Origin of the sequence: Geobacter grbiciae (genome assembly GCF_018531165.1) — a bacterium.
In the GTDB taxonomy this organism is placed as follows: Bacteria; Desulfobacterota; Desulfuromonadia; order Geobacterales; family Geobacteraceae; genus Geobacter; species Geobacter metallireducens.
In genome coordinates, this window is the sequence record NZ_JAHDIW010000001.1 from 546,708 (window position 1) to 559,828 (window position 13,121).

A 13,121-nucleotide genomic window follows, 5' to 3' on the forward strand; every position below is an offset into this window, starting at 1 on the left:
CATCAGAGGATAGAGCGTTATGGGCGAAGCGATAAAGATTCTGATTTGTCAGGGGACAGGCGGTGTATCGGCCGGTGCAAAAAAGGTCGAGGCCGAATTTAACCGGATAATTTCCGAAAGAGGCGTCAACGCCGTTGTTGGCAAGCGTTGCGACATTATCAAGACTGGCTGCCGCGGACTCTGTGCAAACGATGTTCTCGTCGATATCGTGGATCCTGAGCTTGGACGGGTCACCTATGATTTTGTGCAGCCAGAAGAAGTAGCGCAGCTCGTTGATGAACACATCATCAAGCGCACGCCTTTGGAAAAGCGAAAGGCAAAACCTTATTACAATACATTCGTCGATCAACAAATGCGGATTGTTATGACCGGCTGCGGTCAGATTGATCCCGAAAGTCTTGACGCCTATCTGGAAGAAGAGGGATTCAAGGCCATTGAAAAATGTGTGAAAGAGATGACTCCGGCTGCAGTTATTGACGAGGTCAAGAAGTCGGGTCTGCGCGGCCGTGGGGGAGGGGGCTTTCCCACAGGCATGAAGTGGTCCTTTTGTGCTGCTACACCCGGGAAGCTCAAATATCTGATCTGTAATGCTGACGAAGGGGATCCCGGGGCCTTTATGGACCGTTCGATCCTTGAGGGTGACCCCTACTGCATCATCGAAGGGATGATGATTGCGGCGTATGCGATTGGTTGCTCTAAGGGGTACGTTTACGTACGCGCAGAGTATCCGCTGGCGATTGAGCGCCTCCAAAAGGCCCTCGATGTCTGTCGTGAAAAAGGCTATCTCGGGCACAACATACAAGGTTGGGGCTTTGACTTTGACCTGATTATCAAGAAGGGTGCCGGTGCCTTCGTTTGCGGTGAAGAGACTGCGCTCATGGCTTCCATCGAAGGTGAACGAGGCATGCCGCGCCCCCGGCCACCGTTCCCTGCGGTCAAGGGCTTGTGGGCCAAGCCGACCAACATCAATAACGTTGAGACGTTTGCCAACGTCCGTCACATAATCAACAAGGGGGCTGAGTGGTATGCCTCCCTCGGAACTGACACGACCAAGGGGACCAAAATTTTTGCCGTCACTGGCAAGGTAAAACACACGGGCCTTGTTGAGGTCCCTGCAGGCATGACAGTTCGCGATGTTATCTATAATGTCTGCGGTGGGATTGCGAATAATCGCAAATTCAAGGCGGTACAGGCGGGTGGGCCCTCTGGTGGCTGTATCCCTCCTGAAGTGCTTGATACTCCCGTTGACTACGATTCATTGATTAAGGCCGGAGCCATGATGGGTTCGGGTGGTCTGGTCGTCATGGACGAGACAACCTGTATGGTCGACGTTGCCCGCTTCTTCCTTTCGTTCACCAGAATGGAGTCTTGCGGGAAATGTGTCCCCTGCCGGATTGGCCTCAAGGTTATGCTTGACATTCTGGAGAGAATTACCTCAGGCCGCGGCCAGGCGGGCGATATTGAGACTCTTCTGGAGATGGGCAGTACCATCAAGAAGGCTTCCTTATGTGGCCTCGGCCAAACAGCGCCGAACCCTATTCTCTCTACCATTCGCTATTTCCGGGAAGAGTACGAAGCCCACATCATCGATAAACGCTGCCCGTCAAACTGCTGCAAGGAACTACTCCTGTGGCAGGTGATAGAGGAAAAGTGTGTTAAGTGCGGTGCGTGTTTCAAAGCGTGTCCGGTAGACGCAATTGTCTGGGAAAAGGGACAGGTTGCCTATCTGGACAAGGCAAAGTGTACAAAATGTAAGTCGTGTTATGACGCCTGTCGGTTCATGGCGATTGAGTAACAGCTCGACGAGCTAACTATCCGAGGTTATACAGAGGTCAAGATGGTAAATCTCACGATTGACGGAAAACAGGTAACGGTACCCAAGGACGCTACCATTTACGATGCTGCAAAATCAGCTGGCATCAGGATACCCATTCTCTGTCACGACAAGAAGCTCCATCCCTTCGGCGGTTGCCGTATGTGTCTCGTCGAGGTCGAACAGATGAAAGGGCGCCAGATTCCGGCGTGTACGACCCCTGTAACTGAGGGTATGATAGTCAACACCATGACTCCTGAGATTATTCAGGCCCGTAAGCTCGTTCTTGAACTACTGTTGCTGAAGCATCCCATCGACTGTCCTGTTTGCGACGCCGCTGGCGACTGCGACCTCCAGAATCTCACCTACGAATACCAGGTGAATTCAAATCGGTTCCAGGATGAAAAATTTCAGCATCAGATCGACTACCAAAACCCGCTAATTGAACGAGATATGAATCGTTGTGTTCACTGCGGCAAGTGTGCTCGAATCTGTGATGAAATAGTTTCATTCGGCGCCTATACTTTTATCAATCGGGGTCTTGAAGCAAAAATCGGTACAGAGTTCGATGGACCGCTTAATTGCGAGTTTTGTGGATCATGTGTATCAGTTTGCCCCGTTGGCGCTCTCGTGAGTAGGCCGTTCAAATTCAAGGCCCGCTGGTGGTCATTGAATAAAGTGAAGACGGTTTGTTCTTACTGCGGAACGGGGTGCCAGCTAACTCTTGGGGTAAAGGATAACAAAGTACTTACCACGGTCTATGACGAGAATCAGGGTTTCCATAATGGTCAGCTTTGTACTCGTGGTAGATTTGGATATCAATTCGTAAACAGTGATAAGCGTCTCAAGACACCACTGGTCAAGAAGAACGGTAAGCTTGAGGAGGCCAGCTGGGAAGAAGCTCTCGGACTGGTACACCAGAGACTTGCTGATGCAAAAAGCGTTGGTGCATCATCTGTTGCCGGACTGGTAACGCCCCGTCTTACCAATGAAGAGCTCTATCTCTTCAAGCAGCTTTTCAATAAAGGAATTGGGTCCGATAACATTGATCACTCGGCAGGCTACGCCCACGACGCATTGACAGCAGGCGCGGCTGAGAGTCTTGGGTATCCCGCCTCGCCAGCCTCTATTTCGGATATTCAGACAACGAATCTGTTGTTGGTTGTGAAGACGGATGCTTACGAAACGCACCCTGTCCTTGGTTTTGAGGTAAATCTCGGAGTGAAGCGCAAAGGCGTTAATCTCCGAATTGTGTCGGACAAGAAAGGTAAGCTTTCTAAACTTCCGAACGCTATTACATATGTTCATAAGCCCGCAAGTGAAGTCCTCCTCTTTAATGCCCTTGCAAAAGTCATCGTCGATGAGGGCCTTGCTGACAGCTCAGCCTCATCTCTCCCTGGTTATGACGATTTCGTTAAGAATCTCGGGGCATGTGCTCCGGCTATTGTCGCAGCCCAAAGTGGTATGCCAATTGAAGATATTACAACCCTTGCACGCGACTATGCAAAAGCCGAGAAGGCACTCATCATGCTGCCCATCGGTCTTGCCTATCCGGGGCATGGGAAGGCGCTTGCCCAAGCCACCATCAACCTTGCGTTGCTTACGGGAAAGATTGGCAAAGAAGGGTGTGGCGTTCTCATAATGGGCGAGAAGAACAACAGCCAGGGGGCTGCTGATCTTAGGATTCATCCGGTTGCAGGTGGTCGTGATGCCATGGCAATTCTAGACGGCTGTGCATCAGGCGCCATCAAGACACTGTACGTTGTTGGTGAGAATCCCGTTATCTCTTACCCGAACCGTAAAAAGGTCGAAGCTGCTCTCGATGCTGTCGAGTTCCTTGTGGTTCAGGATCTGTTTATGACCGAGACGGCTAGTAAAGCAGATGTCGTTCTCCCGGCATGCTCCTTTGCTGAGAAGAATGGTACCTTTACCAGCGCCGGTAAGGCCATTCAAAGGGTTCGCAAAGCAATAGATACTATCGGCATGGCCCGCAGTGACTTTGATATATTTAACTCTTTGTATTCAACCCTTGGGTGTGACTCCTTTAAAGGATTGTCGGAAGCTTTTGCCGAGATTGCGTCTGTGGTTCCTTCGTACAGTGGGCTTACTTTCGATGGTTTGGACGAGAACGGTTCAGTCTATTCAGTTGCCAACAAGCTGCGGTTCGTTTCATCGGTTGCGGATGGCCAGGAGTCGGCAGCTGGTGCGATGGCTCTCATTACGGGCAGTGCTCTCAATCATTGCGGTACATTGTCGCTGCATGGGGAAGGCCCCATGTATGTCTGCCCAGAAGGATATGTAGAGTTGAATAGTGGCGATGCTAAAAAACTTGGCGTTGAAAATGACCAGACGTTAACAGTGAAATCGTCTGTTGGAGAAGTCAAGCTGAAGGCCAAAGTAAGTATGCGCATGCCTGAAGGTGTTGTGTTCGCACCGTATCATTTTTCCGAAATGTCCATTAACAGTATCACCAACGGTGCACCTGTTACGTGGGTTACAATAAGCAAGTAGCATACTTGGATGTAAAGTCCACTCACAACACCATCACATCAAGAGGGGAAGAGTGCAAATGGGATACGAAATATTGGGATTGCCGATGGCATACTACATCGCCATGGTACTCAAAGTTCTCGTGGTGTTCGTCTTCGTACTGCTTACCGTGGCGTACGCCACCTATGCTGAGCGTAAGATCATTGGCCACATGCAGGTCCGGCTTGGGCCGATGCGCACCGGTTGGCATGGTCTGCTGCAACCAATTGCAGATGGCGTTAAGCTTTTTTTCAAAGAAGAGATTATTCCTTCTCAAGCGGACAAGTTTGCGTTTCTGATAGCTCCGGTTATCGCACTCGTACCGGCTTTTATTGGATTCGCGGTCATACCTTTCGGTGAAACAATTGAAGTGGGCGGCTACAAAATACCGCTGCAAATTGCCGCATATTACGACACTGCGTCTGGCCAAGTCGTTGATCTCAATGTCGGCGTGCTTTACATACTCGCATTGGCCTCGATAGGCGTGTACGGTATAGTTTTGGCGGGGTGGTCTTCTAACAGCAAATATTCACTTCTGGGGGGACTGCGCTCCTCTGCTCAGATGATATCCTACGAACTAGCCGCTGGTCTCGCCATTGTTTCGGTCTTCATGCTTTCGGAATCCCTTTCGCTCCAGAAGATCGTGGCAGATCAAGCGAATGGCGCGTGGTATGCATTCAAGCAGCCGTTGGCGTTCATCCTCTTCTTCATCTGCTCAATTGCGGAAATTAACCGCACTCCCTTTGACCTTCCTGAGGCTGAAACAGAACTTGTCTCTGGTTTCTGTACTGAGTATTCGAGTATGAAGTACGCCATGTTCTTTATGGCAGAGTATGCAAACATGGTGACAGTCTGTGCGGTAACTACCACTCTGTTCCTTGGTGGATGGCATGGGCCTAGCTTCTTGCCTGGCTGGTTCTGGTTCATTGCAAAGGTCTACTTTTTGATCTTCACCTGCATGTGGATTCGCGCAACCTATCCCCGCTACCGTTATGACCAGCTGATGCGTCTGGGCTGGAAGGTGTTCTTGCCTCTGACGCTGATCAATATCGTAGTTACGGGAATTATCGTATCACTCTAGTCTGAACCTATTACGAGGTTACACGCCATGATAATGCCATTGATTAATGGTCTCAAGATCACCCTGAAGCATATGTTCATGAAGCCGGTTACGCTGCAGTATCCTGATGAGCGGCCGACTCCTTCACCCAATTTTCGTGGATTGCATGCTCTAAAGGTTTCTCACAGTAAAGCCAAGTGTGTTTGCTGTTATCTCTGTCCTACAGTGTGTCCAGCAAAATGCATTACCGTTGAGGCTGGTGAGGATCAGGAACACAATAAATATGCTGAACGGTACGAGATTGATATGCTTCGGTGCATTTTCTGCGGCTATTGTGTTGAGGCTTGCCCTGTCGATGCCCTTAAGATGACTGGTGAATTCGAATTGGCAAATTATAAGCGCGAAGATTTTGTATTCGTCAAAGAGCGACTATTAGAAAAGTAATAAAGGAGCAGCAATGGAAACGTTCTTCTTCATGATCGTGGCAGCAGTAGCTGTCCTGGCCAGTATTCTGGTCATTACCTGCAAGAACCCGATCAACAGTGCGCTCTCTCTCATTCTGACTTTCTTCTGCTTGGCAACTCTGTACGTGACGCTTGATGCTCCGTTCATGGCCGCCATACAGGTGATTGTCTATGCAGGCGCAATCATGGTCTTGATTGTGTTCGTAATCATGCTTCTCAACGTACGGACAGAGTCGGGTCGGAGAAGCTCGCACAGTGTACTGTTTGGCAGTCTGATCGGACTATTTACCTTGTTCCAGCTGTTCTACCTGTTTAATAGAAGTTCGCTCACAGGGCAGAAGGGAGCAATTGATTCAGCTCTTATAAACAAGGTTGGCCATACCGAGTTGATCGGCAAAGCGTTGTACACTGACTTCCTTCTCCCCTTCGAGGTGACCTCCATTCTTCTCCTGGTGGCCATCATCGGCGCGGTCGTTCTCACGAAGAAGAAAATCTAACTGACAGGGGTTAAGCTCATGGTCTCTTTGCACAGTTACTTGATACTCAGCGCAATACTATTTTCCATCGGGACCATTGGTGTCCTCATCAGAAGAAATGCCATCGTCATCTTTATGTGCGTCGAAATGATGCTAAATTCGGTCAATCTTACCTTCATCGCGTTGTCTAAGCATCTTGGAAATGTTGACGGACAGATATTTGTTTTCTTTGTTATGACGGTTGCCGCAGCAGAAGCCGCCGTGGGCCTGGCGCTTATGATTGCATTTTATAAGAATCGTGAGTCTATTGACGTTGAAGATGTCAAGCTCATGAGACTGTAGCAGTTCTGACAGAACTTACGAAATTCTGAATTACTCGCGATAATAAAGGAGTCAGGAATGTTCGAGTACGTATGGCTGATACCACTGTTCCCTCTGATCGGCGTCGTCATAAACGGCCTTCTTGGGAAGAAGATCAAGAACGAGACCGTGATCGGTGGAATAGGATCACTCATGGTGTTCGGTTCGTTTCTTGTGTCATGCGGCATCCTGATCGAGCTTCTCTCGAGATCTGCGGAAGAGCGCGTCTTTGAGAAGGTGCTCTTTACGTGGATTAAATCCGGTAACTTCAACGCTGAGATCGGTTTTCTTATCGATCCGCTTTCCGCGCTGATGATCATGGTCGTGACGGGTGTTGGTTTCCTGATTCATGTTTACTCCATCGGTTATATGCACGGTGAAGAGGGCTTCTATCGGTATTTTACCTACTTGAACCTTTTCACATTCTCTATGCTCCTTTTGGTGCTCGGGAACAACCTCCTGCTTATGTTTGTTGGTTGGGAAGGAGTCGGTCTCTGCTCTTATCTCCTTATTGGTTACTATTTCCACAAGAAATCAGCGGGAGACGCCGGCAAGAAGGCATTCGTAATGAACCGGGTAGGTGACTTCGGTTTTCTGCTGGGTATCTTCACGCTCTACTGGTATCTCGGACAAAACCATAATGTCTGGACCATCAATTTCCGTCAATTGGCAGCAAATGCCCATCTTCTTCCTGTTGGTGGCGCAGTTACAGTAATTGCCCTCTGTTTCTTTCTGGGTGCTACCGGCAAGTCAGCACAGCTTCCACTCTATACATGGCTTCCTGATGCCATGGAAGGCCCGACGCCAGTATCCGCACTCATCCATGCGGCAACAATGGTCACAGCTGGCGTATATATGATCGGTCGTTTGAATTTCGTATATATTCGTTCGCATGAGACGATGATGATTGTTGCCATAGTTGGTGCGGCTACAGCCATTTTTGCCGCGACTATTGGTACTGCTCAAAACGATATCAAACGCGTCCTTGCCTATTCAACAGTATCGCAGCTTGGTTTCATGTTCCTCGCCATGGGTGTTGGCGCCTTTACTGCGGGTATTTTTCACCTTATGACTCACGCGTTCTTCAAGGCCTGCCTCTTCCTAGGGTCTGGTTCAGTCATTCATTCAATGCACCATGCCTTGCATCATGCCCATTCCCATGATGACCCGCAGGACATGCGTAACATGGGTGGTCTGAAGAAGCAGATGCCGATAACCTTCCTGACATTCCTTGTGTCAACTATTGCTATCGCCGGTATCCCAGGTTTCTCCGGGTTTTTCTCCAAAGATGAGATTCTCTGGCAGGCCTTTGCCAACCCGCTCCATGGAGACCTGAATATTATTCTCTGGGCAACTGGCGCTATAGCCGCAGGTTTCACGGCGTTCTATATGTTCAGACTTGTGTTTATGACCTTCTTCGGTGAGTGTCGCATCGTGGAAAAGGCAAAGAGCCACCTCCATGAATCTCCCCTTGTCATTACTTTTCCGCTGATGGTGCTTGGTTTGCTGGCTGTCGTAGGCGGTTACGTTGGCATACCGAAGCTGATTGGCGAGCTTTTTGGGGGCATTCCGAATTATCTTGAGCACTATCTTGAGCCAGTATTCAAGGGATCCGAAGAGTTCATGGCTCAGCAGCTTGCTCATGGTGCGGCTCACCATAACCCTGCACTTGAGTGGGGACTCATGGGCACGTCTGTTGTGATCGCGCTGATCGGTATCTCCATTGCCTTCTTCCTCTATGTGGTGTCACCGTCCATTCCTGCAAAATTCACAGCTGCCTTCCCGGCGCTCCACCGGGCAGTTTATAACAAGTGGTATGTTGACGAACTCTACGATTTTCTCTTCGTCAACCCCTGCAAGGCGCTCGGTAATGGTCTCTGGAAAGGTTTTGACGTCGTGGTGGTAGATGGTGTTGTCAACGGTGTTGCGGCAATCGTCAAGGGTTTCGGTGGCGCGCTCAGAAACATTCAGACAGGGTATGTGCACAACTATGCCCTTGGCATGTCACTCGGTGTTGTAGTTATCGTTGCCTTCTATCTCTTCCGCTAACTCTGAATTACCAATAGGACTAAAGGAGCAGATTCATGAGTCAGTTTCCCTTAATCAGCGTGATGACCTTTCTACCACTTCTAGGGGTCGTACTGCTCTTCTTCGTTCCCAAGCAGAGCCATTCTGCACAGCGGGGGCTTGCACTTCTGGTGGCTCTTGCGACGTTTGTCGTATCACTTCCGCTTGTTACCGGCTTCCAGAGCAACGCTGAGTTCCAGTTTGTGGAGAAGGTACCCTGGATTGCTGCCGGCCCGTACCAGATGAATTATCACGTTGCCATCGATGGAATCAGTCTCTGGCTCGTGATTCTGACAACCTTCATCGTGCCAATCGCCATTCTTTCAACCTGGACAGCCGTTGAGAACAAGGTGAAGGAATACATGATCTGTCTCCTCCTCCTTGAGGTCGGGATGCTTGGCGCTTTCGTTTCACTTGACCTGTTCCTCTTCTACATATTTTGGGAGGTCATGCTCATTCCAATGTACTTCATCATCGGTATATGGGGTGGGAAAAACAAGATATACGCTGCGCTCAAGTTCTTTATCTATACAATGGTCGGTTCGCTCCTGATGCTGGTCGCTCTTGTCGTCCTTTACTTTAAGGGCGGAGCCGGCGACTTCAGTGTGCTTCGTTTCTATGATCTCGCTCTCGATCCTGCGACCCAGACCTGGTTGTTCCTTGCGTTCGCTTTGGCCTTTGCCATTAAAGTACCGATGTTCCCGCTGCATACGTGGTTGCCGGATGCACATACCGAAGCCCCGACCGCTGGTTCCGTAATTCTGGCTGCCGTTCTCCTTAAGATGGGAACCTATGGTTTTGTACGCTTCGCCATGCCGCTTTTCCCGGACGCTACAGCTCAGTTTACTCCTCTCATTGCAGTCCTTTCAGTGATAGGTATTGTGTATGCTGCCCTTGTGGCTATGGTTCAGGAGGACGTAAAAAAACTTGTTGCCTACTCCTCAGTTGCACACCTTGGCTATGTTATGCTCGGCGTGTTTGCGCTCAACCAGCAAGGACTCTCGGGCGGAATGATTCAGATGCTCAATCACGGTGTTTCCACTGGCGCACTGTTCCTTATAGTTGGTTTCATCTACGAGCGCCGTCACACTCGTCTCATAACTGATTTCGGCGGATTGGCCAAGCAGATGCCGGTTTTTGCTACAATTTTCATGATTGTCACCCTTTCTTCCATCGGTCTTCCGGGAACCAACGGCTTTGTTGGAGAGTTCCTTATTCTCATCGGTGCGTATGAAAGTGAACTGCGTTGGTATGCTGTAATCGGGACGAGCGGCGTGATTCTTTCCGCAGTTTATATGCTCTGGATGTTCCAGCGTGTCATGTTTGGTGAGCTGAATAACCCCAAGAACCAGACGCTTGCAGATTTGAATGCACGCGAAGTGGTGATTATGCTGCCGTTGCTCGTGTTGATCTTCGTTATGGGCGTGTATCCTACCCCCTTCATCGACAAAATGAGCCCGTCGCTTGAGAAATTGATCGTTCACGTCAAGTCGAAGCAGACCGCCAAGGCACAGATTCCTCAGATCCCGGCACCGCAGGCTCTTCCTGCCGCCGTGCTGCCTGTTGAGCACAAGTAATCGGTTTCAGAAAAGCCACCGGAGGGAACCTAGATGGAAACAATTGCAATTCCTGCCATTAACTTCGCACCAATAATGCCAGAGGTCATACTTTCGATCTTTGCGATGGTGCTGCTCCTTGTAAACGTATTCGTTCCGAGTGAGCACAAGGCCTATCTGGGATATTTGAGTCTCGTAGGCGTCATTGTCGCCGGATTCACGCTCATTGGTGGATGGGGAGTACCTCTCTCAGCGTTCAATGATTCTGTTGTTCAGGATAACTTCTCTATATTTTTCAAGGGCATTTTCCTCCTCACGGTTGCGATGAGCATTCTTATCTCGGATCAATATTTCAAGCGTGAAGAATGCAATCTCGGGGAACTTTACCCACTGCTTCTCTTTGCCACGGTTGGTATGATGCTTATGGCGTCCGGTACGGATTTGATGACTATTTTTCTTGGTCTCGAAGTGCTCTCCGTATCTCTGTATATTTTGGCAGGCTTTAACAGGGCCAATGTTAAGTCGAATGAAGCTGGCCTCAAGTACTTTCTTCTTGGCGCGTTTTCAACTGGATTCCTCCTGTACGGAATGGCCCTCACCTACGGCGCTACCGGCACTACGCGCGTAGTGAAGATTGCTGAGTATGTGTCGCAAAACGGAGTCGTGGCGCAGAATCCTATGTTTGTGATCGGAATGCTGCTGATGGCGGTAGGCTTTTCCTTCAAGATCGCCGCTGCTCCGTTCCATATGTGGACTCCGGATGTCTACGAGGGTGCTCCGACACCAATGACCGCTTTCATGTCAGCGGGGCCGAAGGCAGCCGGTTTCGCAGCATTTATGCGCGTTGTTATTATTGCTTTCCCTTCCCTTAAGGCTGACTGGTCCGATCTCCTCTGGGTTCTTGCCGTTCTTACCATGACCATTGGTAACCTGATTGCTCTCAATCAGGACAATATCAAGAGGATGCTCGCATACTCATCGATTGCGCACGCTGGGTATGCCCTGGTCGGTTTTGCCGCCGGAAATGCAGAGGGGACGGCAGGTATTCTCTTCTACATGCTTTCCTATGCTTTTATGAATATAGGGGCCTTTGCCATTATCGTTCTTGTTGGCAAGAAGGGCGAAGCAAACAGTAATGTTATGGATTACGCAGGGTTCGGAACTAAGCACCCGGTGCTGGCCCTGGCAATGGCAGTCTTCCTCTTCTCTCTGGCTGGCATACCGCCGACTGCTGGTTTTATCGGTAAGTTCTATCTCTTCTCTGGCGCCATTAAGGCTGGGTATGTATGGCTTGCCATCATCGGGGTACTGAATAGTGCCGCGTCAGTATATTACTATCTCCGTGTGATGGTTTATATGTATATGAAGGATCCTGTTGAAGAGTTTGACTGGATGAAGCTTACTCCGGCAGTTGCCATCTGCATTATTATTGCTGTTGTTGGTGTCCTGTTGCCAGGAGTTGTTCCAGCGTTTCTCCTCAACCTTGCACAGCAGGCAGTTCTCCTTTAACTAGAAGTAAGTAATAGGCTTTTCCCTCAGGGCTCCTTTATATGAAGGAGCCCTTTTGTATTTTGTAAGAAGATTCGGCATGGCACGGAATAACTGGGTGTTCGACGTGACGATTTCGCGCCTGGAAGTTACGCTTACCCACGATGCTACAGGCCTTGCGATCAAGGGTCCGTGGGGTGCGATAGCCGCAAGTCTTGGCCTCACGCGCCGAAATGAGACTTATGAACCCCTCCAGACAACGCTAGTCAGTTTGCTGCCGAAATACCGACAGAGCAAACCTTGACGGTTTTATTGAGGCACAAAATCAAGTTTTTTGCGGAGGAGCGCCAACCACTGGTTGAGCATGGTTCCAGCCGACCGCAGCCTCCTGGCGGCTGGTGTCTTGTGGCCAGCAGTTGTGAATGGATTTGCTGCTTGTTACTGTTATGGACATCTCGGGTGGGAAACATCTCGTCGGAGGGTAGTTTCAGGCTCTCGCGGAAAGAAATGGAACGGGAGAGGAAACTCGGACAAGGACGCCGCGCGAGGGTTCTAGCCAATTACTGTCTGTAGGGCTTCGTCGATCTTCTCTATGTCAACCTTGGTGTTGAAGCAAGGTCCGAAGGGGCGGTCGTTCAAAACTCCGATGACCGGAAGGGGGTAGCAGTCTTTGATACCGGAAGTCAGGTCACGCTCGCAGGCAACTGCCAGAACGAGTTTGGGACGTTTCTCTATGATGACCTTCCGTGCCAGAGTTCCCCCCGTGGCCACGGAGATATCTATTGAGTATTTTTCGGCCAGTTCTGCCAGTCCCATGATATCGCAGCGGCCGCACCGGACGCATTTGTTGATGTTGCCGGTCACCTTGATCTCGCATTCGAAAAGCTGGAGACAGTGAGGCAGGAGTATCAAGACTCGGTCGGGCTTTACCCGGCGACGCTGGGAGAGAACCAGACTGTTATTCATGGCAATGAACGACTGGCGGATGGTGTCAATGGAGATGCCGAACGTGCGACCGATCAGTTCAATGGCCGGAAGGAGGAACTTGATGACAACACCGCGTAGAAAACGGGTGAAAAGGATATCCTTGCCGAGCGCCGATGTCAGCACGAGCACAAGGGTGCCAAGGAGGGCTAGTAGGGACAGGCCACCAAAAACTATGCCGGCGATGCGAGGGAGGCTTGGGTGGATGTTCGCCAAGCCGGTCGTGGGAATCCACCAGAGAAGGTAGATTGCGCCGACGATCAGGAGACAAGTGACCCCCATGAGTACAATGAAAAGACGTTTTTTAGGAGTATTGTCAGGCAT

10 protein-coding genes are annotated in these 13,121 nt (G+C 50.0%); 9 read left to right on the forward strand and 1 reads right to left on the reverse strand.

Going from position 1 to position 13,121, the window contains the following annotated elements; genetic code table 11:
* Positions 1-19: 19 nt before the first annotated feature.
* Genes nuoF through KJB29_RS02490 form a run of 9 tightly spaced genes read left to right on the forward strand, consistent with a single transcriptional unit; the run spans position 20 to position 11,834 of the window.
* Complete coding sequence (nuoF, locus tag KJB29_RS02450; RefSeq protein ID WP_215733207.1) at positions 20-1,795, forward strand: NADH-quinone oxidoreductase subunit NuoF; 1,776 nt, start codon at positions 20-22, stop codon at positions 1,793-1,795.
* 42 nt (positions 1,796-1,837) lie between these two features.
* Complete coding sequence (locus tag KJB29_RS02455; protein ID WP_215733208.1) at positions 1,838-4,324, forward strand: molybdopterin-dependent oxidoreductase; 2,487 nt, start codon at positions 1,838-1,840, stop codon at positions 4,322-4,324.
* Positions 4,325-4,382: 58 nt separating this feature from the next.
* Positions 4,383-5,423, forward strand: a complete 1,041-nt coding sequence (gene nuoH, locus KJB29_RS02460; RefSeq protein WP_215733209.1) for an NADH-quinone oxidoreductase subunit NuoH — start codon at positions 4,383-4,385, stop codon at positions 5,421-5,423.
* A gap of 27 nt (positions 5,424-5,450) precedes the next feature.
* Entirely contained in the window at positions 5,451-5,846 is a 396-nt protein-coding gene (gene nuoI, locus KJB29_RS02465; RefSeq protein ID WP_004512573.1) for an NADH-quinone oxidoreductase subunit NuoI, read from the forward strand.
* Positions 5,847-5,859: 13 nt separating this feature from the next.
* Positions 5,860-6,363: an NADH-quinone oxidoreductase subunit J gene (locus KJB29_RS02470; RefSeq protein ID WP_215733210.1), complete on the forward strand. Its 504-nt coding sequence runs from the start codon at positions 5,860-5,862 to the stop codon at positions 6,361-6,363.
* Between the two features lie 18 nt (positions 6,364-6,381).
* The gene (nuoK, locus tag KJB29_RS02475; RefSeq protein WP_215733211.1) at positions 6,382-6,684 is read left to right on the forward strand and encodes an NADH-quinone oxidoreductase subunit NuoK; all 303 of its coding nucleotides are present in this window, start codon (positions 6,382-6,384) and stop codon (positions 6,682-6,684) included.
* Positions 6,685-6,741: 57 nt separating this feature from the next.
* Positions 6,742-8,751, forward strand: coding sequence for an NADH-quinone oxidoreductase subunit L (nuoL, locus tag KJB29_RS02480; RefSeq protein WP_215733212.1), 2,010 nt, complete (start codon positions 6,742-6,744; stop codon positions 8,749-8,751).
* 35 nt (positions 8,752-8,786) lie between these two features.
* Positions 8,787-10,346, forward strand: coding sequence for an NADH-quinone oxidoreductase subunit M (locus KJB29_RS02485; RefSeq protein WP_215733213.1), 1,560 nt, complete (start codon positions 8,787-8,789; stop codon positions 10,344-10,346).
* 33 nt (positions 10,347-10,379) lie between these two features.
* The gene (locus KJB29_RS02490) at positions 10,380-11,834 is read left to right on the forward strand and encodes an NADH-quinone oxidoreductase subunit N (RefSeq protein WP_215733214.1); all 1,455 of its coding nucleotides are present in this window, start codon (positions 10,380-10,382) and stop codon (positions 11,832-11,834) included.
* 531 nt (positions 11,835-12,365) lie between these two features.
* On the opposite strand, the gene KJB29_RS02495 is transcribed toward KJB29_RS02490, so the two are convergent.
* Positions 12,366-13,121: a DUF116 domain-containing protein gene (locus KJB29_RS02495; protein ID WP_215733215.1), complete on the reverse strand. Its 756-nt coding sequence runs from the start codon at positions 13,119-13,121 to the stop codon at positions 12,366-12,368.

What these genes read in the sequence shown, in the direction of transcription:
- nuoF (WP_215733207.1), top strand. Translation starts at nt 20, where the DNA reads ATGGGCGAAGCGATAAAGATTCTGATTTGTCAGGGGACAGGCGGTGTA.
- KJB29_RS02455 (WP_215733208.1), top strand. Translation starts at nt 1,838, where the DNA reads ATGGTAAATCTCACGATTGACGGAAAACAGGTAACGGTACCCAAGGAC.
- KJB29_RS02470 (WP_215733210.1), top strand. Translation starts at nt 5,860, where the DNA reads ATGGAAACGTTCTTCTTCATGATCGTGGCAGCAGTAGCTGTCCTGGCC.
- KJB29_RS02485 (WP_215733213.1), top strand. Translation starts at nt 8,787, where the DNA reads ATGAGTCAGTTTCCCTTAATCAGCGTGATGACCTTTCTACCACTTCTA.
- nuoH (WP_215733209.1), top strand. Translation starts at nt 4,383, where the DNA reads ATGGGATACGAAATATTGGGATTGCCGATGGCATACTACATCGCCATG.
- nuoL (WP_215733212.1), top strand. Translation starts at nt 6,742, where the DNA reads ATGTTCGAGTACGTATGGCTGATACCACTGTTCCCTCTGATCGGCGTC.
- KJB29_RS02490 (WP_215733214.1), top strand. Translation starts at nt 10,380, where the DNA reads ATGGAAACAATTGCAATTCCTGCCATTAACTTCGCACCAATAATGCCA.
- nuoK (WP_215733211.1), top strand. Translation starts at nt 6,382, where the DNA reads ATGGTCTCTTTGCACAGTTACTTGATACTCAGCGCAATACTATTTTCC.
- nuoI (WP_004512573.1), top strand. Translation starts at nt 5,451, where the DNA reads ATGATAATGCCATTGATTAATGGTCTCAAGATCACCCTGAAGCATATG.
- KJB29_RS02495 (WP_215733215.1), bottom strand. Translation starts at nt 13,121, where the DNA reads ATGCCTGACAATACTCCTAAAAAACGTCTTTTCATTGTACTCATGGGG.